A 22,508-nucleotide genomic window follows, 5' to 3' on the forward strand; every position below is an offset into this window, starting at 1 on the left:
GTGCCAGATATTGGGGCTGTTGCGCACCCGTATGGTGCGCATTGTGAGCGAGAATTCGGGACAGGCGCCTTAATGGTGCAGGCTTTGCACCATATACACCGCCGGGATGCGGTAGCTCGCCAGATTGTCGGCCTGCCGCGGTTCCAGTTCGTCGTGGGCGGCATAGCCCAGGCGCGACCAGAAGCCTGCCGAGTCCTGCACCGAGACCAGTGCCGAGTAGCGCAGCTTCGCGCTCCTGGCCTGTTGCAGGTTATGCCGCACCAGCGCCGGGCCGATGCCGCAGCCGGCGGCGCGGCTGGCAACGGCGAGGTCGTGCAGGTAGAGGCAGTCCGCCTCGTCGTGCGGCTGGAACTCGCCGTCCAGCGGGGTCACCTTGCCCAGCCGCGAGCGGTAGGCGAACAGGTAGCCACAAACACCCCGGGCATCTTCGGCGACCCAGGCCAGTTGTGGACAGGCGGCCAGGCGCGAGCGGATCACCGCTTCCTCTTCCAGCACCTCGGCGGCATAGCATTGTTCCTGGATCGCCAGTACGGCAGGAATATCGCGCTCCTGCATCGGTCTCAGCTGGTACATCTCGACTACACTCGGGCGCCGCGGTACGCCGCGCGGCTCGGCAAAAAGCCGGGCATCATACCTGAAAGCCGGGATGTCCGGGCGGTGGCCTGCCCGTGCGGGAGGCCGCATGGCGGCGGTGCCCCTCACCTCATTCCATGAGGTGAGGCGTTTTTGCTACGGGAACGTCTTCAGCGTCAGTGCGCGCCAAATGCGAGGCGCCAGCGATTCGCCGCTTCGCCTGACTGGGGCGGTAATTGCAGGCATAATCATTAGCTCACTAACAAGCCGCTTGGGGCTTTCCTTGAACGATCACCACCCGCTTTACGGCGTTCTGCTGATATTGCTGTCGGGGCTGCTGCTGGCCAGCCATGACGGGCTGGCCAAACACCTTTCCGAGTTCTACCCGGTATTTTTGGTCATCTGGGCGCGCTATGTCGCGCAGACGCTGCTGATGACCGCGCTGTTCGTGCCGCGCATGGGGCAGCGCGTGTTCCGCACGTTGCGCCCCTGGCCGCAGCTGCTGCGTGGCTTGAGCCTGGTCGGCGTCAGCCTGCTGTTCATCAATGGCTTGCACTACATCCCGCTGGCCGAGGCCACCGCGGTGATCTTCCTGACGCCGCTGCTGGTGACCGTCGCCTCGGCGCTGCTCGGCGAGCGGGTCAGCCGCAGCCAGTGGATCGCGGTGGTGCTCGGCCTGGTCGGGGTGCTGATCATCGTGCGCCCGGGCAGTGCGCTGTTCACCCCGGCGGTGCTGCTGCCGTTCGGCGCGGCGCTGTCGTTCACGGTCTACCAGCTGGTCACGCGGCGCCTGGCTGGCACTGACCACCCGGTGACCAGCAACTACCTCACCAGCCTGGTCGGCTGCGTGACGATGAGCGTGCTGGTGGTCTTCAACTGGCGCACGCCGACGCTGCATGACGGCCTGCTGATGGCGACGCTCGGCGGCATGGCCATGCTCGGCCACCTGCTGCTGACCAATGCCTTCCGCTTCGCCAGCGCGGCCACGCTGGCGCCGTTCACCTACGGACAGATAGTCTTCGCCGGTATCGTCGGCTACGTCGCCTTCGATCATGCGCCGGATGCCGGGGCCCTGCTCGGCATGGCGGTGATCATCGCCAGTGGCCTGTTCATGGCCTATGTGCAGCGCCGGCAGAGCGGCCCAGGGTGATCCCGCACCGTTTTTTCGGCGCCCGGGTGTGTCGTTTGACCGTCCGGACAGCTTCCAACCATCTTGATTCGACAGGGCGTTTCGACCCTTGCGTGCCCGCTTAACTCAGGTAACCACCATGCGACTTTCCCATCACACCCTGCGCCGCAACTTCCGCCAGCTCCTGAGCGCCGACCGCTGCTACCACACCGCCTCGGTGTTCGACCCGATGTCGGCGCGCATCGCCGCCGACCTCGGCTTCGAGGTCGGCATCCTCGGCGGTTCGGTCGCCTCCCTGCAGGTCCTGGCCGCGCCGGACTTCAACCTCATCACCCTCAGCGAGTTCGTCGAGCAGGCCACGCGCATCTGCCGCGTCGCGCAGCTGCCGGTGCTCGCCGATGCCGACCACGGCTACGGCAACGCGCTCAACGTGATGCGCACCGTGACCGAGCTGGAACGCGCCGGGATTTCCGCGCTGACCATCGAGGACACCCTGCTGCCGCCGAAATTCGGCCGCAAGTCCACCGACCTGATCGGCATGTTCGAGGCGGTCGGCAAGATCCGCGCGGCGCTGGAGGCGCGGGTCGATCCGGAGCTGGCCATCATCGCCCGCACCAATGCCGGCGTGATCGGCTTCGAGGAGGTGATCGCCCGCGCCCAGGCCTACGAGAAGGCCGGCGCCGACGCCATCTGCCTGGTCGGTATCGAGGATTTCGACCATCTGCACAGCATCGCCAGCCAGCTCAGCACACCGCTGATGCTGGTCACCTACGGCAACCCGAACCTGCGCGACAACGCCCGTCTGGCCGAGCTCGGCGTGCGCATCGTGGTCAACGGCCACGCCGCCTACTTCGCTGCGATCAAGGCTACCTACGACTGCCTGCGCGAGCAGCGCCAGATCGATGCGCTGGACCTGAACGCCTCGCAGCTGTCGGTGAAATACTCCACCGCCGACGAGTACGTGGTCTGGGCCGAGGAATATATGCAGGTCAAGGAGTGACCCGCTGCGCTTAGAGCCTGTTCATGATCTGCAGGGCTCTAGCTCGCGAGATCGTGAACAGGCTCTTAGTACAGCGGCCGCTCGGCCCTGAACATCAGCAGGCTGGCGCACTGGCCATTCTGCCCGGAGTAGGCGCCGCACTCGGGGCCCTGCAGGTCCGAGTCGGTGTAGGAAAAGTCGAGCTGGATGCCCTGCCAGGGGCGCGACAGGTTCAGCGACCAGTCGTTGAACACCCGTACGCTGCTGCCGTCATCGAAGAAACGGGGCCGGTCCAGGGCATAGGTGCCGTATTTCAGCCGCAGGCCGACGCCGAATGGCGTCACCGAGCCGAAATCGAGGTACAGCGTGCTGTCGGTGCGCCGCGGCTTGCTGCTCAGCGCCGCGCCCAGGCGGGTGCCGGCGAAGTTCAGCCCGGCATAGAATTCGTCGCGGTCACGGTCGGCGATTTCCGGGAAGCTGTAGTGGATCACGCCCAGCTCGTAGCCCGGGGCTTCGTCGAGGGGGCGGCGGGCATAGCCCAGGTAGGAATTCATTTCCAGCTGGCTGCCTTCGCCGAGGCCGACGCTGGGCGACCATTGACCGACATACCAGCCGCTGGCATGGCTCAGGTCGAGGCCGCCGTGGAAGACCCCGGCGGTCGTCGGCTGCACCAGCCCATGGGCCATGCTGCGGGTGGGGGCGGAGCCCAGCTTGAGGTCGAAATCGCCCAGCTCGCGCTCCACCACCTTGCTTTGCGTGGCGCAGCCGGCGACCAGCAGCAGCGCTAGCCGGAGCAGGGTGTTCTTGAGCGTCATGGCGGGTACATGGGCGGCGGCAGGTGGGAGCGGATCTCGTTGCAGGGCACCGCAAGCATAACCAGCGATATCCGCCGGCGAGCCCCATCCGTCGCCTGGACGGCTTCTCTCGACAGGCGGCGCCGCTCTGCGCCGGGCCTTGGCCGCGTGTGATGCGCGGCCGGCCTGGGGCATCCCGAGGCGCTGGTTTTCGTCCGGGCGAACGCGCAAGCTGGGCATGGACTCGAATGCACATCAGCAAGCGCCGGCACCCCGAACGGCCGGCAAGCGAGGACAGCATGGCCACAGGTTGGGCGAACGACGGCGCGGTGCAGGAGCAGATCGACAGCACCATCGAGGACGCCATCCAGCGGGCCCGCAGCAAGCTGGGCCAGGGCGAGAGCCTGACGCACTGCGAGGAGTGCGGGGCGGAGATTCCCGAGGCGCGCCGCCAGGCGGTCAAGGGCGTGCGGCTGTGCATCGCCTGCCAGAGCGAGCAGGACAAGCGCGAGGCCACCTTCAGCGGCTACAACCGCCGCGGCAGCAAGGACAGCCAGTTGCGCTGAGCGCTCGTGGCGGCGTGACTACGCCCTGATGGGCTGAAGCCCACCAGGGCCGGGCCGGCCTCAGAACAGGAAGTAGCGCTGCGCCATCGGCAGTTCCTCGGCCGGCTCGCACCAGAGCAACTGGCCGTCGGCGCGGACCTGGTAGTTCTGTGGGTCGACGTCGATCCGCGGCAGGTAGCCGTTGTGGATCAGGTCGGTCTTCTGCACCTCGCGGCAGCCCTTGACCACGCCGATCTTCTTCTTCAGCCCGAGCCGCTCGGGTACGCCGGCAGCGAACGCAGCCTGGCTGATGAAGGTGAAGCTCGCCGCGTGCAGCGAACCGCCGTAGCTGCCGAACATCGGCCGGTAGTGCACCGGCTGCGGGGTCGGGATCGAGGCGTTGGCGTCGCCCATCAGGCTGGCGGCGATGACCCCGCCCTTGAGGATCAGCGTCGGCTTGACGCCGAAGAAGGCCGGGCGCCAGAGCACCAGGTCGGCCCACTTGCCCACTTCGATCGAGCCCACCTCGTGGGCGATGCCGTGGGTGATCGCCGGGTTGATGGTGTACTTGGCGATGTAGCGCCTGGCGCGGAAGTTGTCGTTGCCCGGCGCATCCTCGGCCAGCGGTCCGCGCTGCTTCTTCATCTTGTCGGCGGTCTGCCAGCAGCGGGTGATGACCTCGCCGACGCGGCCCATGGCCTGGCTATCGGAGCTGATCATGGAGAAGGCGCCGAGGTCATGCAGGATATCCTCCGCCGCAATCGTTTCCCGGCGGATACGGCTTTCGGCGAAGGCCACGTCCTCGGCGATGCTCGGGTCGAGGTGGTGGCAGACCATGAGCATGTCCAGGTGCTCGTCAATGGTGTTGTGGGTGAACGGCCGGGTCGGGTTGGTCGAGCTCGGCAGCACGTTGGGGAACCCGCACGCCTTGATGATATCCGGCGCATGGCCGCCGCCGGCGCCCTCGGTGTGGTAGGTGTGGATGGTGCGGCCCTTGAACGCACCGAGGGTGGTCTCGACGAAGCCGGATTCGTTCAGCGTGTCGGTGTGGATCGCCACCTGCACGTCGTACTGGTCGGCCACGGCGAGGCAGTTGTCGATGGCCGCCGGGGTGGTGCCCCAGTCCTCGTGCAGCTTGAGGCCGATGGCGCCGGCCTCGATCTGCTCGACCAGCGGCCCGGGCAGCGAGACGTTGCCCTTGCCGGTGAAGCCGATGTTCATCGGGAAGGCCTCGGCGGCCTTGAGCATCTGCGCCATGTGCCACGGCCCCGGCGTGACGGTGGTGGCGTAGGTGCCGGTGGCAGGGCCAGTGCCGCCACCGATCATGGTGGTGGTGCCGCTCATCAGCGCCTCTTCGATCTGCTGTGGGCAGATGAAGTGGATGTGGGTATCGATGCCGCCGGCGGTGAGGATCATGCCCTCGCCGGCGATCACCTCGGTGGCGCCGCCGATGGCGATGCTTACGCCGGGCTGGATGTCCGGGTTGCCGGCCTTGCCGATGGCGGCGATGCGCCCGTCCTTGAGGCCGACGTCGGCCTTGACCACGCCCCAGTGGTCGAGGATCAACGCGTTGGTGATGACCGTGTCGACCACCTCGGCGGCGCACAGCTGGCCCTGGCCCATGCCGTCGCGGATGACCTTGCCACCGCCGAACTTCACCTCGTCGCCATAGACGGTGAAGTCCTGCTCCACTTCGATCCACAGCTCGGTATCGGCCAGGCGCACCTTGTCGCCGACGGTGGGGCCGAACATGTCGGCATAGGCTTGGCGGGAAATCTTCATGCGTTTCGTCTCGGTAGGGTGGATGGCCGCAGCCATCCACCGGTCAGGGTCACGGTGGAAAAGCCTTCGGCGTTTTCCACCCTACGAATCGGGCCGCGTCAGAGGTCGCCCATCACCCGTCCGGCAAAGCCGAACACGCGGCGATTGCCGGCCAGCTCGACCAGTTCCACCTCGCGGCTCTGCCCCGGTTCGAAGCGCACTGCAGTACCGGCGGGGATGTTCAGGCGCATGCCGCGCGCCTGTTCGCGGTCGAAGGCGAGGGCGTCGTTGGTCTCGAAGAAGTGGTAGTGCGAGCCGACCTGGATCGGCCGGTCGCCGCCGTTGGCCACGCTCAGGGTCAGGGTGCGGCGGCCGGCATTGAGTTCGATGTCGCCGTCCTGGATCTGGTATTCGCCGGGGATCATGGGGTCCTGCGCTCCGTGTTGAGGATCAGTTGCATGAAGGTCAGGTCGAGCCAGCGGCCGAACTTGCAGCCCACCTGGCGCATATGGCCGACATGGATGAAGCCGAGCTGCTGGTGCACGTGGATCGAGGCGCGGTTCTCGCTCTCGATGGCGGCGACCATCACGTGCTTGCCGGCGGCGCGGGCGCGGCCGATCAGCTCGCGCATCAGGCCGCGGCCGATGCCGCTGCCGCGCTGGCCGTCGCGCACGTACACCGAGTGCTCGACGGTATGCCGGAAGCCCTCGTGCGGGCGCCACGGGCCATAGGTGGCGTAGCCGATCACCAGGCCGTCGTCGTCCAGCGCCACCAGCACCGGGTTGCCCTGTTCCTCGCGCTCGGCGAGCCAGGCCTGGCGGTTGGCCAGGTCCACCGGCGTGTCGTTCCAGATCGCCGTGCTGTTCAGCACGGCGTCGTTGTAGATCTGCAGGATGCCTGGGAGGTCGGCTTGCTGGGCGTCACGTATCAGCACGGTGAAAATCCTTCGGGAAGAGGTCAGGTAGACATTGACCAGTTTCTCAGGGAATCGGTTGATGAACGGTGACAAGTTTGGTGCCATCCGGGAAGGTGGCCTCGACCTGGATCTCCGGAATCATTTCCGGCACGCCCTCCATCACCTGCTCGCGGGTGAGCAGGGTGGTGCCATAGTGCATCAGCTCGGCCACCGTCTGGCCGTCGCGGGCGCCTTCGAGCAGCGCCGCGGAGATGTAGGCCATCGCCTCCGGGTAGTTGAGCTTCACCCCGCGCGCCAGGCGGCGTTCGGCGACCAGGCCGGCGGTGAAGATCAGTAGTTTGTCCTTTTCTCTCGGCGACAAATCCATAACGGCTCCAGTCTGGGATGGGCAACGGGGAAGCCTTGCCCATCGGGGTGTCTTCGGTCCTGTCGGTGGAAAACGCTGCGCGGTTTTCCACCCTACGGGGTTGTTTTTCAACTGGTAGGAGCCCGGGGAGACACCGGGTCCTTGCCGGCGATGCGGCGCCCGCTGATCGCCGGCAAGCCGGCTCCTACAAAAATCTGTTTCAGGTGCTCCAGATACGTGGTGGTACGGCCTCGCGCCCCAGCAGTTGCGGGCGCAGCAGGCGCCACAATCCGATCAGCCAGGCGCGCGCGTGCAGCGCTTCGCGGGCCAGGCAGCGGCCGACGATCAGCCCCGGCAATTGCGTCAGGTCGCCGCGCACCCGGCCCGGCAGTTCACGGCAGCGTTCCAGCAGCGCGGCATCGATCTCGCCGCTGGCGATCAGCGTGGCGAACACCGGCTGGCCGTCGAGCCCGATGGGCGAGTCCAGCAGACCGTCGCCGCCGGCGACACGCTGGCGCTCGTGCCAGAGCAGCGCGCCGTCGCGGCGAATGTCCAGCCGCGCCTGGAAGTGCCCGGCATCGAAGCGCTCGTTCGCGGCTGGCCGGCCGAGGGCGATGACGTCCCAGTAGAACAGCCGCGCATCGCCTTCGAGTTCGATGCATGTGCCCAACTCGGCCTGCGCGGCGCAGTAGACGATGGTTTCCTGCGGCAGCCATTCCAGCGTGGCACCGGCTTCGACGCGCAAGCGCAGCTGCTGGCAGGCAGGCGCGGCGGCGCGGTACCACTTGGCCGCGCCGGGGCTGGTCAGCTGGGCCCAGGCGCCAGCGCCGACCGCGACGTCGATGTCCAGGCGGTCGCCACCGGCGATGCCGCCCGGTGGATGCACGATGATGTGCTGGCAGACCTCCGGCCCCTCGGCATACAGGTGCTTCTGCACCCGCAACGGGCCGGTGTGGCGGCGCAGCACCGGCCGGCTGACGCCGCCCACGCGGGCATAGCCGAGTTCCAGTTCGGCGTGCCAGTGGGGGGTGAACAGCGGGGCATGGGCATTCATCGGGGCGCAAGGTTCTTCGTTCGGTCCGGTTGGCAGAGCAAGCGCCGTGCCGTTATGCGCCGCCTTGGTGCGAGGCCAGCGCGGCCGGTGTTGCTGCGCCATCGGCGGCAGCCATGGGGTTCGCATGACGCAATGCGTGCGCCAACCTGGTGCGCACAGGTAAGAATGCATCGCTATGGTGCACAATCGTCCGCGGTTCAGATTGCCACCAGCCCGCGCACGCCGTCGGCCTCCATGGTCTCGCCCCGGCCCTGCTGGACGATCTCGCCGCGGCTCATCACCAGGTACTGGTCGGCCAGCTCGGCGGCGAAGTCGTAGAACTGCTCGACCAGCAGGATGGCCATGTCGCCCTTGGCGGCGAGCTTCTGGATCACCGTGCCGATTTCCTTGATCACCGAGGGCTGGATGCCTTCGGTGGGTTCGTCGAGGATCAGCAGGCGCGGCCGGCTGGCCAGCGCGCGGCCGATGGCCAGCTGCTGTTGCTGGCCGCCGGAGAGGTCGCCGCCGCGGCGGTGCTTCATCTGTTCGAGCACCGGGAACAGCTCGTAGATGAAGGCCGGCACCTGCTTGGCATCCTTCGCGCTGAAACGCGACAGCCCCATCAGCAGGTTCTCCTCGACTGTCAGCCGGCCGAAGATTTCCCGCCCTTGGGGCACGTAGGCGATGCCGGCCTGCACCCGCTGGTGCGGCCTGTAGCCGGTGATGGCCTTGCCCTCCCAGCTGACCGCGCCTTCCCGGGCCGGGATCAGGCCCATCAGGCACTTGAGCAGAGTGGTCTTGCCGACGCCGTTGCGCCCGAGCAGGCAGGTCACCTCGCCGACCTTCGCCTCGAAGGTCAGGCCGCGCAGGATATGGCTGCCGCCGTAGTATTGGTGCAGTTGCTGGACTTGCAGCATGTCGATGTCCTTGTTTCTTGCGTGACGCTTGGAAAAGGCTGCGCCGCTTTCGGTGGATAAGCCTGCGGCGTTATCCACCCTACGATTCGGCGGGCGTAGGGTGGATGGCCGAAGCCATCCACCCTTTTTGCTCAACGCCCCAGATACACCTCGATCACCCGCTCGTCGTTCTGCACGGTTTCCAGCGAACCCTCGGCCAGGACCTGGCCCTGGTGCAGCACGGTGACGTGGTCGGCGATGGTGCCGACGAAGCCCATGTCGTGCTCGACGACCATCAGCGAGTGCTTGTGCGCCAGGCGCTTGAACAGTTCGGCGGTGAATTCGGTCTCGGCGTCGGTCATGCCGGCCACCGGTTCGTCGAGCAACAGCAGCTGCGGGTCCTGCATCAGCAGCATGCCGATCTCGAGGAACTGCTTCTGGCCGTGCGACAGCAACCCGGCCGGCCGGTTGCGGGAATTTTCGAGGCGAATGGTGGCGAGCACCTCGTCGATGCGGTCCTTCTGCTCGCCGTTGAGCTTGGCCTTCAGGCTGGCCCACACCGACTTGTCGGTCTTCTGCGCCAGCTCCAGGTTCTCGAACACGGAAAGCGCCTCGAACACCGTGGGCTTCTGGAACTTGCGGCCGATGCCGGCCTGGGCGATCTCCACCTCGCTCAGGCGCGTGAGGTCGAGGGTGTCGCCGAACCAGGCGCTGCCGCTGTCGGGACGGGTCTTGCCGGTGATCACGTCCATCATGGTGGTCTTGCCGGCGCCATTGGGACCGATGATGCAGCGCAGTTCGCCGACGCCGATGTACAGGCTGAGGTCGGTCAGCGCGCGGAAGCCGTCGAAGCTGACATTGATGTCCTCCAGGCTGAGGATGGTGCCGTGGCGTGCATCCAGGCCTTCGCCTGCCGTGCGGCCGAGACCGATGGCGTCGCGGCCGTTGCCGCCGGTGTCGACGGGATCGATGAGTTCGGGAGTGGGTACGACTTTCATGATTCTCCCCTCCGGCGCAGCAGGCCGATCACGCCCTTGGGCAGGTACAGGGTGACGAGGATGAACAGCGCGCCGAGGGCGAACAGCCAGTACTCGGGGAAGGCCACGGTGAACCAGCTCTTCATGCCGTTGACGAGGCCGGCGCCCAGCAGCGGGCCGATCAGCGTGCCGCGCCCGCCGAGGGCGACCCACACCGCGGCCTCGATGGACTGGGTCGGCGCCATCTCGCTGGGGTTGATGATGCCCACCTGCGGCACGTAGAGCGCGCCGGCCAGGCCGCACAACACGGCGCTCAATACCCAGATAAACAGCTTGTAGCCGCGCGGATCGTAGCCGCAGAACATCAGCCGGTTCTCCGCGTCGCGCAGGGCGGTGAGCACCCGGCCGAACTTGCTGCGCGCCAGGCGAAAGCCCAGGTACAGGCTGCCGGCCAGGAGCGCCACGGTGGCGAGGAACAGCGTGGCGCGGGTCGCCGGCGCCGAGATCGAGAAACCGAGGATGGTCTTGAAATCGGTGAAGCCGTTGTTGCCGCCGAAGCCGGTCTCGTTGCGGAAGAACAGGAGCATGCCGGCGAAGGTCAGCGCCTGGGTCATGATCGAGAAGTACACGCCCTTGATCCGCGAGCGGAAGGCGAAGAAGCCGAAGACGAAGGCCAGCACGCCGGGCGCCAGCACCACCAGGCACATGGCCCAGAGAAAGCTCGAGGTGCCATACCAGTACCAGGGCAGCTCGTTCCAGGCGAGGAAGCTCATGAATGCCGGCAGGCCGTCGCCGGCGCTCTGGCGCATCAGGTACATGCCCATGGCGTAACCGCCGAGGGCGAAGAACAGGCCGTGGCCGAGGGACAGCAGCCCCGCGTAACCCCAGACCAGATCCAGTGCCAGGGCGACGATGGCGTAGCAGAGGATCTTGCCCACCAGGGTCAGGGTGTAGGCCGAAACGTGCAGGGCATGCTCGGCCGGCAGCAGGTGCAGCAGCGGCATGGCGACGAGGACGGCCAGCGCCAGGCCTAGGGCGATGACCGTGGCTTTCGGTCCGGCTTTCTGCGCGGCGGTGAGGGTAAGTGGCTGGTTCAATCGATGACCCTCCCCTTGAGAGCGAAGAGCCCCTGCGGACGCTTCTGGATGAAGAGGATGATCAGCGCGAGGATGAGGATCTTGCCCAGCACGGCGCCGATCTGCGGTTCGAGGATCTTGTTGGCGATGCCAAGGCCGAAGGCGGCGAAGATGCTGCCGGCCAGCTGGCCGACACCGCCGAGCACCACCACCAGGAAGGAATCGATGATGTAGCTCTGGCCGAGGTCCGGGCCGACGTTGCCGATCTGGCTCAGGGCCACGCCGCCGAGGCCGGCGATGCCGGAACCCAGTCCGAAGGCCATCATGTCGATGCGCCCGGTGGGCACCCCGCAGCAGGCGGCCATGTTGCGGTTCTGCGTTACCGCGCGCACGTTCAGGCCCAGGCGCGTCTTGTTCAGCAAGAGCCAGGTCAGGAGCACCACGAACAGCGCGAAGCCGATGATCACCATGCGGTTGTACGGCAGCACCAGGTTCGGCAGCACCTGCAGGCCACCGGACAGCCAGGCCGGGTTGGCGACCTCGACGTTCTGCGCGCCGAACAGCACCCGCACCAGCTGGATCAGGATCAGGCTGATGCCCCAGGTCGCCAGCAGGGTTTCCAGCGGGCGGCCGTAGAGGTGGCGGATCACTGTGCGTTCCAGCGCCATGCCGATCGCGGCGGTGACGAAGAAGGCCACCGGCAACGCCACCAGCGGGTAGAAGGCGAGGGCGTCAGGGGCGAGCCGCGCCATCAGCACCTGCACCATGTAGGTGGTGTAGGCCCCGAGCATGAGCATCTCGCCGTGGGCCATGTTGATCACCCCGAGCAGGCCGAAGGTGATCGCCAGGCCGAGGGCGGCGAGCAGCAGGATCGAGCCCAGCGACAGGCCGCTGAAAGCCTGGCCGAGCAGCTCGCCGATCAGGAGCTTGCGCTTGACCTGAGCCAGGCTGGTCTCGGCGGCCTTGCGCACGTTGGCGTCTGTTTCCGCCTCGTCGGCCAGCAGGTTCTCCAGGCGCACCCGCGCCATGGGCGCGCCGGTTTCGCCGAGCAGGCGCACCGCGGCGAGGCGTACTGCGGGGTCGCTTGCGGTCAGCTGCAGGTTGGCCAGCGCCAGGGTCAACGCTTCGCTGACGGCGGCATCGTCCTCGGCGTCCAGGCGCTGCTGGAGCAGCTCGAGCTGTTCCGGTTGGCCGCTGCGCTGCAGGCGCTTGGCCGCGGCGAGGCGCTGCGCGGGGTCTTCGGCGAACAGCTGGTGGCTCGCCAGGGCGGTGTTGAGCAGGCCGCGCAGGCGGTTGTTCAGGCGCAGCTTCTTCGGCGTGCCGACCGGCTCGATATCACCTTCGAGGGCACGGTAGGCGCCGTTTTCCTCGATGAAGGGCGTCTTGTGCTGGTCGATGGCCACGCGATTGGCGCGCAGCGCCTCGATCAGCGGCAGCCGCTCAGGCGCGGGCGCGGCGGCCCAGCTTTCCAGCAGCCTGGCCTGTTTGGCCGGGCTGGCCTTGGCGTAGTCGGCTGCGTCTCCGGCCTGCGCCGCCCAAGGCAGGGCGAGCAGGAGCAGCAGAAGGATTCGGTGCAGGGCAGTGTTCATCTGTGTATTCCCCAGGGGAGGCCGGGTGCTCTCTTGATGGAGCTTGTGGCGGCCGACAGGTGGATGGGTGACGCGGAGTCGGCGCGTCACCCATCCACCGCGACGATCGCTGTCAGTTCGACTTCACCGCGTAATCCGGCTTCTTGTCGTTGCCGGGGATGTACGGGCTCCACGGCTGGGCGCGGACCGGGCTTTCGGTTTCCCAGACCACCGAGAACTGACCGTCCTCCTGGACCTCGCCGATCATCACCGGCTTGTGCAGGTGATGGTTCTTCTCGTCCATGGTCAGGGTATAGCCGCTCGGCGCTGCGAAGGTCTGTCCGGCCAGCGCGTCGCGCACCTTGCCGACCTCGGTGCTGCCGGCCTGCTCGACCGCCTGCGCCCACATGTGGATGCCGACGTAGGTGGCTTCCATCGGGTCGTTGGTCACCGCCTTGTCGGCGCCCGGCAGGCCCTTGGCCTTGGCGTAGGCCTTCCACTTGGCGACGAACTGCTCGTTGACCGGGTTCTCCACCGACTGGAAGTAGTTCCAGGCGGCCAGGTGGCCGACCAGCGGCTTGGTGTCGATGCCGCGCAGCTCCTCTTCGCCGACCGAGAAGGCGACGACCGGCACGTCGGTGGCTTCCAGGCCCTGGTTGGCCAGTTCCTTGTAGAACGGCACGTTGGAGTCGCCGTTGATGGTCGACACCACGGCGGTCTTGCCGCCGGCGGCGAACTTCTTGATGTTGGCGACGATGGTCTGGTAATCGCTGTGACCGAAGGGGGTGTAGACCTCCTCGATGCTGGATTCCGGCACGCCCTTGCTGATCAGGAAGGCGCGCAGGATCTTGTTGGTGGTGCGCGGGTAGACGTAGTCGGTACCGAGCAGGAAGAAGCGCTCGGCGCTGCCGCCGTCTTCGCTCATCAGGTACTCGACGGCCGGGATGGCCTGCTGGTTCGGTGCGGCACCGGTGTAGAAGACGTTCGGCGACAGTTCCTCGCCTTCGTACTGCACGGGATAGAACAGCAGGCCGTCGAGTTCTTCATAAACCGGCAGCACGGACTTGCGCGACACGCTGGTCCAGCAGCCAAAGGTCACCGCGACCTTGTCCTGGGTCAGCAGCTGGCGGCCTTTCTCGGCGAACAGCGGCCAGTTGGAAGCCGGGTCGACCACCACCGGCTCGAGCTGCTTGCCGAGCACGCCGCCGTTGGCGTTGATCTCGTCGATGGTCATCAGCGCCATGTCCTTGAGCGAGGTCTCGGAGATGGCCATGGTGCCGGACAGCGAATGCAGGATGCCGACCTTGATGGTCTCGGCGGCCTGCAGGGTGAAGGGGAACAGGCCGCTGAGCATCAGGGCGCTGGCGGCGAGGGTGGTCTTGATCAGGGGACGACGTTTCATAGGGGGCTCCTTGGCTGTCCGTGCGCAACTGTGGGCTGAATACTTCGGAACGCCAGGAGCAAGGGCAGCATCCGTGCCAAATGACGCAAAGCCAGCAGTGGCGCGGGCTGGCGTGGAGAGGCATGGTGCCGGTTGGTCTGGGCGGTGAGCCATGCTGGTGCATCGCAGGGCGCGTGGTGCACTGCCAAGGCCCGCTTTGCCCGCTTTCGGTGCCGCCTGCCGGACGGGTCGCTACTTGCCGCTGCCGGGCGGGGCTTCTAGCATGACCGGCCCGCTTCGAGACGAGCCGTCATGCCCCGCCCACCGCGTTCCCCATCCTCGCGTTCGCCCGTCAGGCCGGCCCGCCCGGCCGCGCCGCGGCGTGCCGCCAAGGCACCGCCAGCCGAGCCGCGGCTGCTGTTGCTGAACAAGCCGTTCGATGTGTTGACCCAGTTCGCCGATGCCGACGGGCGTGCGACGCTGAAGGATTTCGTGCCGGTCCCCGGCGTCTACCCGGCCGGGCGGCTGGATCGCGACAGCGAGGGCCTGTTGCTGCTGACCAACGACGGCCGGCTGCAGGCGCGCATCGCCGACCCGAAGCACAAGCTGGCCAAGACCTACTGGGTACAGGTGGAAGGCGAGGTGGGTGAGGCGCAGCTCGAGCGGCTGCGCCAGGGCGTCGAGCTGAACGACGGCATGACCCTGCCGGCCGAGGCGCGGCGCCTGGAGGAGCCTGAACTGTGGCCGCGCCACCCGCCGGTGCGCTTTCGCAAGAGCGTGCCGACCAGTTGGCTGGAGCTGGTGATTCGCGAGGGGCGCAACCGCCAGGTGCGGCGCATGACGGCGGCGGTCGGCCTGCCGACCCTGCGGCTGGTGCGGGTGCGTATCGGACCCTGGACGCTGGACGGCCTGCAGCCGGGCGCGTGGCGCGAGGTGCCGGCGCGGCTATAGCGCCGGCGCTGCCTCAGTAGTACGACTTGATCACTTCGATGCCCTTGCCTAGGACGCCGCGCCAGGCATCCAGCTCCGGCTTGCCGGCTTGCGCATCGTGCTGCCGCACGGTCTTCAGCAGCGCGACGAGCCAGAGGTCGTAGAGTTCCGGGCGGATGTCGAAGCCATCGCGACTGTGGCTCTGGCCGAGCGCCTTGAGCTTGCTGTCGGGCATGCCGCGGGCGAACAGCACCAGATTGAGGATGCCGGCGCGCAGCAGCTGCTTCTGCGCGACCATGTCGGTATTGGTGAACTTGTCGCGCACCGCCGGCGAGCTGGACAGGAAGTTGACGTAGAAGTCGTCGAAGAAGCTCGGGCTGGCGCAACAGCGACCATAGCTCTGCATGACGCGGTCGGTGTCTTTCATGGGGTTTCCTTGGGCAAAACGAATCACGGACCGCGTCGGTGCGACGCAGCCTGGAAAGGGATGAACGGGAGGTGAGCGGTCAGATGCCTTCGAGGCTGCCGATCACCAGCGTCTTGATGACGAAGCCCAGCACGCCCAGCCCGAGTGCGCCGAACAGCACCAGGGTGCCGTAGCGACCGGCCTTCGATTGCTTGGCCAGATCCCAGACGATGAAGGCCATGAAGGCCACCAAGCCACTGACCAGGATGATCATCATCCACTCTTCGAAAACAGCTGGGTCCATTGCGTCCTCCGCATGGCTAGGTCTGAAACTCAGACGACATCAGCTATGGCAGCGGCGGGAAGCAATACTTATAGGCGAGCGGGCAGCTCTTTTTGGATAGACGCGCGCGGGGCATAGCAAGGCGGCGCGAATTATACGCAATGCAACCGGCGCGTGTTGCTTCGATTCGTGAGCGGTCTCTCAGCTGCGCAGATGCTCCAGCGGCAGCTCGGTGCTGGAGGCCACCTGGCGCAACACGAAGCTGGAACGCACGCTGGAGACGCCCTCGATGCGCGTCAGGGTGCCGAGCAGGAACTGCTGGTAGTGCTCCATGTCCGGCACCACGACCTTGAGCTGGTAGTCGGCGTCCATGCCGGTGACCAGGCTGCACTCCAGCACCTGTGGGCATTTGCCGATGATCTCCTCGAAGTGCTCGAAGCGCTCCGGGGTATGCCGGTCCATGCCGATCAGCACGTAGGCGGTGAGCGTCAGGCCGAGCTGCTTGCGGTCCAGCAGGGCGACCTGGCGGGCGATGTAGCCGTCGTCCTCGAGTTGCTTGACGCGCCGCGAGCAGGGCGATGGCGACAGGCCGATGCGTTCGGCGAGTTCCTGGTTGGAGAGGCGGGCGTCGTGTTGCAATTCCGCGAGAATGCGCAGGTCGTAGCGGTCGAGTTTGCTCATGGACAGGTACTTCCGGATGTTTGTTGCGCAAGATGATGGATTGAAGACGACTTGTTGCGCAAGCGGTGCCATTGAAAGCAATCTTCGCAATCCACTGTCGGACCGGCAGGCGTAAGCTTTATCCCAACTTCAGCCCCCGGCAGAACGGGCACGGCACGCGATCCCCGCCGTGACTGCCGAAGGCCTTATCCAGGCCGACGGTCCGGGCCCCCGGTGCTCACGAGGCGCCGTGCGAAGCAGCCGTTATCATCGGCCTGACGAATCGAAGAGACCACGCCCCGGCGTGGTCTTTTTCGTTCCAGCCACGCTCACCGATGCGGCGGCGAGACCTCCAGCGGATCGGCGTGCACCAGCACCTCGGCCTGCGGATAGCGCGTGCTGATCGCCTGCTCGACCGCCACGCACAGGTCGTGGGCCTGCGACAGCGACAGCTCGCCGGGCAGTTCCAGGTGCATCTGCACGAACCAGCGCGTCCCGGAGACCCGCGTGCGGAAATCATGGCAGCCGTACACGCCCGGTACTTCGCCCACCAGTTGCTGCATGTGCTCGCTGATCTCGGTCGACAGCTCGGTGTCCATCAGCACCGCTCCGGCTTCGCGGACGATGCTCACGGCGCTCCAGAAGATGTAGAAGGCGATGCCGATGCCGAACAGCGCATCCGTGCGCTCCCAGCCGAAACCGGCGAGCACCAGGGCCAGCAGGATGCTGCTGTTGAGCAGCAGGTCCGAGCGGTAGTGCAGCGAGTCGGCGCGGATCGCGGTGGAGCCGGTCACCTTGACCACATGGCGCTGGTAGGACAGCAGCAGGGCAGTCATCAGCAGCGAGAACAGCATGACCGCGATGCCGATGCCCTGGGCGCCCAGCGGTTGCGGATGCAGCAGCCGGTCGACGCCCTGGACCCCGACCAGGATCGCGCTGACGCAGATGAACGCCGCCTGGCCGAGCCCGGCGAGGGCCTCGGCCTTGCCGTGGCCATAGCGATGGTCGTCGTCCGCCGGGCGCAGCGAGTAATGCACCGCCAGCAGGTTGAGCAGCGAGGCAGCGCCGTCGAGCAGCGAGTCGGTGAGGCCGCCGAGCAGGCTCACCGAACCGCTCAGCCACCAGGCCACTGCCTTGCTCAGCGCCAGCAGGATCGCCGTCGCCAGCGCCGCACCGGTGGCCCGGCGCATGAGCCGGGCGTGTCCGTTATCGATACTCATCGGTGGCGTGCGCCAATAGCCGTAGTCATGCGGCAGGCCGCAGGCCGAAGGCCGCCAGTTGTTCGATGCTGCCACTGTGCTGGATCAGGCGCGGGTCATCCAGCGGCAGGCTGCGGCCGATTTCCTGCTCGATGATGGCCTTCAGCCGGGCCTGGTCGATCTGGCCGTCGGCACCGATGGCTTGCTGCAGCTTTTCCGGGGCCATGGAGTATTGATCGTCGGGCAGGTAGATCGCCCCCGTGGCGAAGTCGATGCCGAAGGCGATCAGGCCGGGGATCACGTAGAACAGCAGGCCGACGGCGTCGAGCACGGCGATCGCCGGGTCGATACGGCCCTCGATCTGGCCGCGGCGGTCGGGATAGAACAGCGTGCCGCAGGCCGCCAGCTGGGTGAACAGGGAAACGGCCAACACGCCGCCGATGACACGGGAACGAGTATGCATAGGGACCTCCTGGAAAATTCTGGCGCAACTATACAAGGGCCGGATGATGTTTTCTCGACATCAGACCGCATGGCGTCAGCGGGTGTTCGCTGCTGGCCTGCGCGGCCACGCGCTATGATGTCGGCGCGCGGCCAGCGCCCCTGCCAGCGTGCGCTCGTCCGGCCACGGTTACAGCATCAACTGATGTGCTTCGCGGCGAGTGGGCGTTGCCGTCATCGAATCGTCCAGTCCGAAGCGAGTGCTCATGAATTCCCTCCCCATCGACGAAGCCCTGCCGGCGCTGCGCCAGGCCCTGTGTCAGCGCGACGAAGCCGTGCTCGAGGCGCCGCCAGGCGCCGGCAAGACCACCCGCGTGCCGCTGGCGCTGCTGGATGAGCCCTGGCTGGCCGGGCAAACCATCGTCATGCTCGAACCGCGCCGGCTGGCAGCACGTGCCGCCGCCGAGCGCCTGGCCAGCGAGCTGGGCGAGCGGGTCGGCGAGACCGTCGGCTACCGCATCCGCCTGGACAGCAAAGTCGGACCGCGCACCCGCATCGAGGTGGTCACCGAGGGCATCCTCGCCCGCCGCTTGCAGGACGACCCGGCGCTGGAAGGCGTCGGCCTGGTGATCTTCGATGAATTCCACGAACGCAGCCTGGACGCCGACCTGGCGCTGGCGCTGACCCTCAATGCGCGTCAGTTGCTGCGCGACGAGCCGCTCAAGCTGCTGCTGATGTCGGCGACGCTGGAGGGCCAGCGCCTGTCGGCGTTGCTCGATGATGCACCGGTGGTGCGCAGCGAGGGACGCATGCATCCGGTGGAGCAGCGTTGGGGACGCCCGCTGGCGTCGGGCGAGCGCGTCGAGCCGCGGGTGGTGCAGACGGTGCTGCAGGCGCTGCAGGACGAGCACGGCAGCGTGCTGGTGTTCCTCCCCGGGCAGGCGGAGATCCGCCGGGTGAACGAGGCGCTGGCCGAACAGCTGGACGGCCGCGGCGATGTACTGCTCTGCCCGCTGCACGGCGAGCTGGAACTGGCGGCCCAGCGCGCGGCGATCGAGCCGGCCTCGGCTGGCATGCGCAAGGTGGTGCTGGCCACCAATATCGCCGAGACCAGCCTGACCATCGACGGCGTGCGGGTGGTGGTGGATGCCGGCCTGGCGCGGGTGCCGCGCTTCGACCCCGGCAGCGGCATGACCCGCCTGGAAACCCGGCGCATCTCCCGCGCCTCGGCGACGCAACGGGCGGGGCGCGCCGGGCGTCTGGAGCCGGGGGTGTGCTACCGGCTATGGTCCGCGGAGCAGCACGCACAGCTGGCGGCCTACGGCGAGGCGGAGATTCTCCAGGCGGATCTTGCCGGCGTTGCGCTGCAGCTGGCGCGTTGGGGGGGCGAGCCGGACGAGCTGACCTGGCTCGACACCCCGCCGGCGGCGGCCTACGCCCAGGCCCAGGCGCTGCTCGAACGTCTCGGCGCGCTGGCGCGCAATGCCCGTGGCGGCTGGCAACTGATCGCCCACGGCCAGGCGATGGCCGAACTGCCGGCGCATCCGCGCCTGGCGCACATGCTGCTGCGCGGCCAGGCGCTGGGCCTCGGTGCGCTGGCGGCGGACGTCGCCGCGCTGCTGGTGGAGCGCGACATTCAACCCGGCGGGCAGCGCGACGGTGGCGCCGACCTGGCACTGCGCCTGCACCAGCTGCAGAGCGCACGTGGCGGCGGCGTGCAGCGGGTGCGCCAGCTGGCCCGGCAGTTCCGCGGCCTGCTGCGCGGGCCGGGCGGCGACACGACGGGCGCGCTGGACGAGCGCCAGGCCCTCGCCGCGCTGCTGGCCTTCGCCTATCCCGACCGGGTCGCCCGCCAGCGCCGCGAGGGCGGCGGCGCGTACCGCCTGGCCAATGGCCGGGCGGCGCAGTTCGGCGAAGCGGATGCGCTGATGAAGGAGCCCTGGCTGGTGATCGCCGAACTCGGCAGCCACCAGGGCCAGCGCGAGGAGCGCATCTACCGCGCGGTGGCGCTGGACCCGGTGCTGTTCGACGGGGTGCTGGCCGAGCAGGTCAGCCAGCGCGACGAGCTGCAGTGGGACGAGCGCGAGGGGGCGCTGCGCGCCGAGCGCCAGCGGCGGATCGGCGAGCTGGTGCTGGCCCGCGAGCCATTGCCTGGGCTCGACGACCAGGCTCGCGCCCGCGCGTTGCTCGAACTGGTACGGCGCAAGGGCCTGGAACTGCTGCCGTGGACGCCCGAGCTGCGCCAGTGGCAGGCACGCATCGGCCTGCTGCGGCAACTGGACCTGGCCAATGGCGGCGCCAGCGAATGGCCGGACGTCAGCGACGCGGCGTTGCTCGTGCGGCTGGAGGACTGGCTGCTGCCCTATGTCGGCAAGGTGTCGCGGCTGGCGCATTTCGCCCAGCTGGACCTGCCCGGCATGCTCGCCACGCTGCTGCCCTGGCCGTTGCCGCAGCGCCTGGAGGAGCAGGCGCCGGTGGCCCTGGCGGTGCCGTCCGGCTCGCGGATTCGCCTGGACTACGCCGAGTCGCCGCCGGTGCTGGCGGTGCGCCTGCAGGAGCTGTTCGGCCTGGCCGACACGCCGCGCATCGCCGGCGGCCGGCAGGTGGTCAAGCTGCACCTGCTGTCACCGGCGCGGCGGCCGGTGCAGGTCACCCAGGACCTGGCGAGCTTCTGGGCCAACACTTACGCCGAGGTGAAGAAGGACCTCAAGGGCCGCTATCCCAAGCACTACTGGCCGGACGACCCGCTGGTCGCCGAGCCCACCGCCAGGGCCAAGCCGCGCGGGCAGTAGCGCCCGTCAGTCCGTCGGCAGGCTGAGGTCCTCGCCGGCGGCGCGTAGTTCCTCGTAGGCGCGGTCGAGTGCGGCGACGATTTGCGCGCTGCCGCGGGCATGGCGGGACACGATGAAGCGGATCGGCACCTGCTCCACGCGCAGGTGTGGCAGCGCCTCCATCTGCAGGCGCTGACGGGCCTGTTCCACCGGGATCTGGTAGTCGAGCAGGTAGTCGCCGCGCCGGCGCCGCAGCATTTCCAGTGCCGAGACATGGGTGCTGGTGCGCAACAGGCGCAGGTTCAGGGCGGGATCGTCGAGCATCCCGGTGATGCGTGGCCAGTAGCTGTAGCCATTGATGAGGATCAGCGCCTGCCCGGCGAGATCGTCCGGAATCCGCGGTACCGGCGTGTCCGGGCGAAAGTACAGGTTGAGGTTGATGTGGCTCAGCGTGTGGCGTCCTTCCAGCGTATGTGCGGCCAGCTCCGGCTTGCCCTGGGCACCGGGCCAGAGGTCGATGCTGCCGTTTTCCAGCGCCGCATAGAGCCGCGCGCTGGGCAGGGCGCGGAAGCTCACGCCGTAGCCCGCGTGCTTGGCCACCCTGCGCGTCAGCTCGGCCACCTCGCCGCGCGCCACCCCGCGCGCATCGCTGTAGATGGCCGGGGCGAATTCGTAGTAGCCGACGTTCAGCACCCGCTGGGAGGCCGGCTCGGCCCGCCCCGTGACGGGAACGAGGGCGATGGCCAGGGCGAGGAATAGAAGCGGTTTCACGGGGTGGTCATTGCCCTGCGCTGGGTGAATTGATGGCCTGGTTTTCCGTCGGGACGGCACAGCTTCTGGCGCGAGGCGTCACGAGCAACCGTCACTAGGGTGCGCCGCCGACGAGCGATTGTCGATGATGCGTCTTGCCGCGGGAACGGGAATGTCGGCGAACATCGACCTATGCTCAAACCGGGGTGCCGGGGATGTTCGGGCACCGAGGCACGAAGGAGCGAGTGTATGCAGCGCAAGGTATTCGACCGCAAGGTGTTCGACTGCAAGGTGGTGCTGATTACCGGCGGCTGCGCCGGCATCGGCCGCGCCCTGGCGGTGCGCATGGCGCAGGCCGGCGCGCGGCTGGTGATCTTCGATCTCGATCAGGACGCGCTGGATGGTCTGGTCCAGCATCTGGCCGACCACCACAATGCCGAGGCGCTCGGCCTGCGCTGCGACGTCAGCGATGCCGAAGCGGTCCGGCGCACGGTGGCGCTGGTCGTCGAGCGCTACGGCGGCATTGACGTGCTGATCAACAATGCCGGGATCACCCATCGCAGCCGCGTGGCGGAAACCAGCCTGGCGGTGTTCCAGCGGGTCATGGCGGTGAATTTCTATGGCGCATTGCACTGTACCCAGGCCGCCCTGCCGAGCCTGATCGCGCGGCAGGGGCAGATCATCGTGCTCAGCTCGCTGTCGCAATACGCCCCGGTGCCCAACCGCGCCGCCTATAACGCCAGCAAGCATGCACTGCACGGGCTGTTCGAGACGCTGCGCGGCGAGCTCGAGGGCTCCGAGGTCAACGTCATGCTGGTATGCCCGGGCTACACCGCCACCGACTTGCGCAAGAACGTGCTGGTCGGCGATGGCTCCACGGCGCCGCAGCCGGTGCTGGACATCATCGGCCGGGTTTTCTCGGCGCAGGATGTCGCCGAGGCGATCTACCAGGGCGCGTTGCGCCGGCGCCGGCTGCTGGTGCTGTCCAATCTCGACTGGAAGGCGCAGCTGCTGGCGCGCTGCTTCCCGCGCCTCTACCAGAACCTGCTGCTGCCGCGCCTGCTCGGCAACAGATCGTAGGGCGCTGGCACGGG

Annotated in this window: 24 protein-coding genes; 6 read left to right on the plus strand and 18 right to left on the minus strand. The window is 67.7% G+C overall.

The genetic code is table 11. The annotated features are described in order from the left end of the window. Nucleotides 1–69: 69 nt before the first annotated feature. The gene (locus CXK94_RS13240) at nt 70–555 is read right to left on the minus strand and encodes a GNAT family N-acetyltransferase (RefSeq protein ID WP_102894854.1); all 486 of its coding nucleotides are present in this window, start codon (nt 553–555) and stop codon (nt 70–72) included. Between the two features lie 301 nt (nt 556–856). Between CXK94_RS13240 and CXK94_RS13245 the strand changes: the two genes are divergently transcribed. After that, nucleotides 857–1,723 (plus strand): DMT family transporter, encoded by an 867-nt coding sequence (locus CXK94_RS13245; RefSeq protein ID WP_102894686.1) that lies wholly within the window; start codon nt 857–859, stop codon nt 1,721–1,723. A gap of 118 nt (nt 1,724–1,841) precedes the next feature. Then, nucleotides 1,842–2,702: an isocitrate lyase/PEP mutase family protein gene (locus tag CXK94_RS13250; RefSeq protein ID WP_037044022.1), complete on the plus strand. Its 861-nt coding sequence runs from the start codon at nt 1,842–1,844 to the stop codon at nt 2,700–2,702. A 65-nt stretch (nt 2,703–2,767) separates the two neighbouring features. Here CXK94_RS13250 and CXK94_RS13255 read toward each other — a convergent pair whose 3' ends face one another. Next, the gene (locus tag CXK94_RS13255; protein ID WP_102894687.1) at nt 2,768–3,496 is read right to left on the minus strand and encodes a TorF family putative porin; all 729 of its coding nucleotides are present in this window, start codon (nt 3,494–3,496) and stop codon (nt 2,768–2,770) included. Between the two features lie 278 nt (nt 3,497–3,774). Between CXK94_RS13255 and CXK94_RS13260 the strand changes: the two genes are divergently transcribed. Then, the gene (locus CXK94_RS13260) at nt 3,775–4,041 is read left to right on the plus strand and encodes a DksA/TraR family C4-type zinc finger protein (RefSeq protein WP_102894855.1); all 267 of its coding nucleotides are present in this window, start codon (nt 3,775–3,777) and stop codon (nt 4,039–4,041) included. A 60-nt stretch (nt 4,042–4,101) separates the two neighbouring features. Here the strand turns inward: CXK94_RS13260 and ureC are convergent, their stop codons facing one another. The 10 genes from ureC to urtA form a co-directional block, all read right to left on the minus strand. Next, a complete protein-coding gene (ureC, locus tag CXK94_RS13265) occupies nt 4,102–5,802 on the minus strand; it encodes an urease subunit alpha (protein ID WP_102894688.1) in 1,701 nt (566 codons plus the stop codon). Between the two features lie 98 nt (nt 5,803–5,900). Further along, the gene (locus CXK94_RS13270; RefSeq protein WP_102894689.1) at nt 5,901–6,206 is read right to left on the minus strand and encodes an urease subunit beta; all 306 of its coding nucleotides are present in this window, start codon (nt 6,204–6,206) and stop codon (nt 5,901–5,903) included. Then, a complete protein-coding gene (locus CXK94_RS13275) occupies nt 6,203–6,715 on the minus strand; it encodes a GNAT family N-acetyltransferase (RefSeq protein ID WP_102894690.1) in 513 nt (170 codons plus the stop codon). The genes CXK94_RS13270 and CXK94_RS13275 overlap by 4 nt, the downstream gene beginning before the upstream one ends. A gap of 46 nt (nt 6,716–6,761) precedes the next feature. After that, nucleotides 6,762–7,064: an urease subunit gamma gene (gene ureA / locus CXK94_RS13280; RefSeq protein ID WP_102894691.1), complete on the minus strand. Its 303-nt coding sequence runs from the start codon at nt 7,062–7,064 to the stop codon at nt 6,762–6,764. Between the two features lie 199 nt (nt 7,065–7,263). Further along, on the minus strand, nt 7,264–8,097 hold the full coding sequence (locus CXK94_RS13285) for an urease accessory protein UreD (protein WP_102894692.1): 834 nt from the start codon (nt 8,095–8,097) through the stop codon (nt 7,264–7,266). 197 nt (nt 8,098–8,294) lie between these two features. Further along, on the minus strand, nt 8,295–8,993 hold the full coding sequence (gene urtE, locus CXK94_RS13290; RefSeq protein ID WP_102894693.1) for an urea ABC transporter ATP-binding subunit UrtE: 699 nt from the start codon (nt 8,991–8,993) through the stop codon (nt 8,295–8,297). Between the two features lie 131 nt (nt 8,994–9,124). Beyond that, nucleotides 9,125–9,970, minus strand: a complete 846-nt coding sequence (urtD, locus tag CXK94_RS13295; protein WP_102894694.1) for an urea ABC transporter ATP-binding protein UrtD — start codon at nt 9,968–9,970, stop codon at nt 9,125–9,127. Further along, nucleotides 9,967–11,046 (minus strand): urea ABC transporter permease subunit UrtC, encoded by a 1,080-nt coding sequence (gene urtC / locus CXK94_RS13300; protein ID WP_102894695.1) that lies wholly within the window; start codon nt 11,044–11,046, stop codon nt 9,967–9,969. Before urtC ends, urtD begins: the two co-directional genes overlap by 4 nt. Continuing rightward, the gene (urtB, locus tag CXK94_RS13305) at nt 11,043–12,614 is read right to left on the minus strand and encodes an urea ABC transporter permease subunit UrtB (RefSeq protein WP_102894696.1); all 1,572 of its coding nucleotides are present in this window, start codon (nt 12,612–12,614) and stop codon (nt 11,043–11,045) included. Before urtB ends, urtC begins: the two co-directional genes overlap by 4 nt. 112 nt (nt 12,615–12,726) lie before the next feature. Further along, nucleotides 12,727–13,995, minus strand: a complete 1,269-nt coding sequence (urtA, locus tag CXK94_RS13310; protein ID WP_102894697.1) for an urea ABC transporter substrate-binding protein — start codon at nt 13,993–13,995, stop codon at nt 12,727–12,729. Nucleotides 13,996–14,286: 291 nt separating this feature from the next. Between urtA and CXK94_RS13315 the strand changes: the two genes are divergently transcribed. Beyond that, complete coding sequence (locus CXK94_RS13315; protein ID WP_102894698.1) at nt 14,287–14,925, plus strand: pseudouridine synthase; 639 nt, start codon at nt 14,287–14,289, stop codon at nt 14,923–14,925. A gap of 13 nt (nt 14,926–14,938) precedes the next feature. Here the strand turns inward: CXK94_RS13315 and CXK94_RS13320 are convergent, their stop codons facing one another. From CXK94_RS13320 to CXK94_RS13340, 5 genes are all read right to left on the minus strand, one after another. After that, on the minus strand, nt 14,939–15,331 hold the full coding sequence (locus tag CXK94_RS13320; RefSeq protein ID WP_102894699.1) for a globin: 393 nt from the start codon (nt 15,329–15,331) through the stop codon (nt 14,939–14,941). Nucleotides 15,332–15,410: 79 nt separating this feature from the next. Beyond that, nucleotides 15,411–15,614 (minus strand): DUF2788 domain-containing protein, encoded by a 204-nt coding sequence (locus CXK94_RS13325; protein ID WP_102894700.1) that lies wholly within the window; start codon nt 15,612–15,614, stop codon nt 15,411–15,413. A 180-nt stretch (nt 15,615–15,794) separates the two neighbouring features. After that, nucleotides 15,795–16,274, minus strand: a complete 480-nt coding sequence (locus tag CXK94_RS13330) for an Lrp/AsnC family transcriptional regulator (RefSeq protein WP_037045164.1) — start codon at nt 16,272–16,274, stop codon at nt 15,795–15,797. A 308-nt stretch (nt 16,275–16,582) separates the two neighbouring features. After that, complete coding sequence (locus tag CXK94_RS13335) at nt 16,583–17,473, minus strand: cation diffusion facilitator family transporter (protein ID WP_102894701.1); 891 nt, start codon at nt 17,471–17,473, stop codon at nt 16,583–16,585. A gap of 25 nt (nt 17,474–17,498) precedes the next feature. Next, nucleotides 17,499–17,915 (minus strand): polyribonucleotide nucleotidyltransferase, encoded by a 417-nt coding sequence (locus CXK94_RS13340; protein ID WP_102894702.1) that lies wholly within the window; start codon nt 17,913–17,915, stop codon nt 17,499–17,501. Between the two features lie 244 nt (nt 17,916–18,159). On the opposite strand from CXK94_RS13340, the gene hrpB reads away from it, so the two are divergent. Beyond that, complete coding sequence (gene hrpB, locus CXK94_RS13345; RefSeq protein ID WP_102894703.1) at nt 18,160–20,685, plus strand: ATP-dependent helicase HrpB; 2,526 nt, start codon at nt 18,160–18,162, stop codon at nt 20,683–20,685. A gap of 6 nt (nt 20,686–20,691) precedes the next feature. Here hrpB and CXK94_RS13350 read toward each other — a convergent pair whose 3' ends face one another. Beyond that, on the minus strand, nt 20,692–21,465 hold the full coding sequence (locus CXK94_RS13350) for a substrate-binding periplasmic protein (RefSeq protein ID WP_102894856.1): 774 nt from the start codon (nt 21,463–21,465) through the stop codon (nt 20,692–20,694). Nucleotides 21,466–21,663: 198 nt separating this feature from the next. Here CXK94_RS13350 and CXK94_RS13355 point away from each other — a divergent pair, with 198 nt between their 5' ends. Then, nucleotides 21,664–22,494: an SDR family oxidoreductase gene (locus CXK94_RS13355; protein WP_102894704.1), complete on the plus strand. Its 831-nt coding sequence runs from the start codon at nt 21,664–21,666 to the stop codon at nt 22,492–22,494. Nucleotides 22,495–22,508 lie beyond the last annotated feature (14 nt).

It is taken from the genome of Stutzerimonas stutzeri (genome assembly GCF_002890915.1).
GTDB classification, from domain to species: Bacteria; Pseudomonadota; Gammaproteobacteria; order Pseudomonadales; family Pseudomonadaceae; genus Stutzerimonas; species Stutzerimonas stutzeri_AF.

Excerpts from the sequence above, each read along its gene's own strand:
- CXK94_RS13240 (WP_102894854.1), bottom strand. The coding sequence starts at position 555 with ATGCAGGAGCGCGATATTCCTGCCGTACTGGCGATCCAGGAACAATGC.
- CXK94_RS13250 (WP_037044022.1), top strand. The coding sequence starts at position 1,842 with ATGCGACTTTCCCATCACACCCTGCGCCGCAACTTCCGCCAGCTCCTG.
- CXK94_RS13255 (WP_102894687.1), bottom strand. The coding sequence starts at position 3,496 with ATGACGCTCAAGAACACCCTGCTCCGGCTAGCGCTGCTGCTGGTCGCC.
- CXK94_RS13260 (WP_102894855.1), top strand. The coding sequence starts at position 3,775 with ATGGCCACAGGTTGGGCGAACGACGGCGCGGTGCAGGAGCAGATCGAC.
- ureC (WP_102894688.1), bottom strand. The coding sequence starts at position 5,802 with ATGAAGATTTCCCGCCAAGCCTATGCCGACATGTTCGGCCCCACCGTC.
- CXK94_RS13270 (WP_102894689.1), bottom strand. The coding sequence starts at position 6,206 with ATGATCCCCGGCGAATACCAGATCCAGGACGGCGACATCGAACTCAAT.
- ureA (WP_102894691.1), bottom strand. The coding sequence starts at position 7,064 with ATGGATTTGTCGCCGAGAGAAAAGGACAAACTACTGATCTTCACCGCC.
- CXK94_RS13285 (WP_102894692.1), bottom strand. The coding sequence starts at position 8,097 with ATGAATGCCCATGCCCCGCTGTTCACCCCCCACTGGCACGCCGAACTG.
- urtE (WP_102894693.1), bottom strand. The coding sequence starts at position 8,993 with ATGCTGCAAGTCCAGCAACTGCACCAATACTACGGCGGCAGCCATATC.
- urtD (WP_102894694.1), bottom strand. The coding sequence starts at position 9,970 with ATGAAAGTCGTACCCACTCCCGAACTCATCGATCCCGTCGACACCGGC.
- urtB (WP_102894696.1), bottom strand. The coding sequence starts at position 12,614 with ATGAACACTGCCCTGCACCGAATCCTTCTGCTGCTCCTGCTCGCCCTG.
- urtA (WP_102894697.1), bottom strand. The coding sequence starts at position 13,995 with ATGAAACGTCGTCCCCTGATCAAGACCACCCTCGCCGCCAGCGCCCTG.
- CXK94_RS13315 (WP_102894698.1), top strand. The coding sequence starts at position 14,287 with ATGCCCCGCCCACCGCGTTCCCCATCCTCGCGTTCGCCCGTCAGGCCG.
- CXK94_RS13320 (WP_102894699.1), bottom strand. The coding sequence starts at position 15,331 with ATGAAAGACACCGACCGCGTCATGCAGAGCTATGGTCGCTGTTGCGCC.
- CXK94_RS13325 (WP_102894700.1), bottom strand. The coding sequence starts at position 15,614 with ATGGACCCAGCTGTTTTCGAAGAGTGGATGATGATCATCCTGGTCAGT.
- CXK94_RS13330 (WP_037045164.1), bottom strand. The coding sequence starts at position 16,274 with ATGAGCAAACTCGACCGCTACGACCTGCGCATTCTCGCGGAATTGCAA.
- CXK94_RS13335 (WP_102894701.1), bottom strand. The coding sequence starts at position 17,473 with ATGAGTATCGATAACGGACACGCCCGGCTCATGCGCCGGGCCACCGGT.
- CXK94_RS13340 (WP_102894702.1), bottom strand. The coding sequence starts at position 17,915 with ATGCATACTCGTTCCCGTGTCATCGGCGGCGTGTTGGCCGTTTCCCTG.
- hrpB (WP_102894703.1), top strand. The coding sequence starts at position 18,160 with ATGAATTCCCTCCCCATCGACGAAGCCCTGCCGGCGCTGCGCCAGGCC.
- CXK94_RS13355 (WP_102894704.1), top strand. The coding sequence starts at position 21,664 with ATGCAGCGCAAGGTATTCGACCGCAAGGTGTTCGACTGCAAGGTGGTG.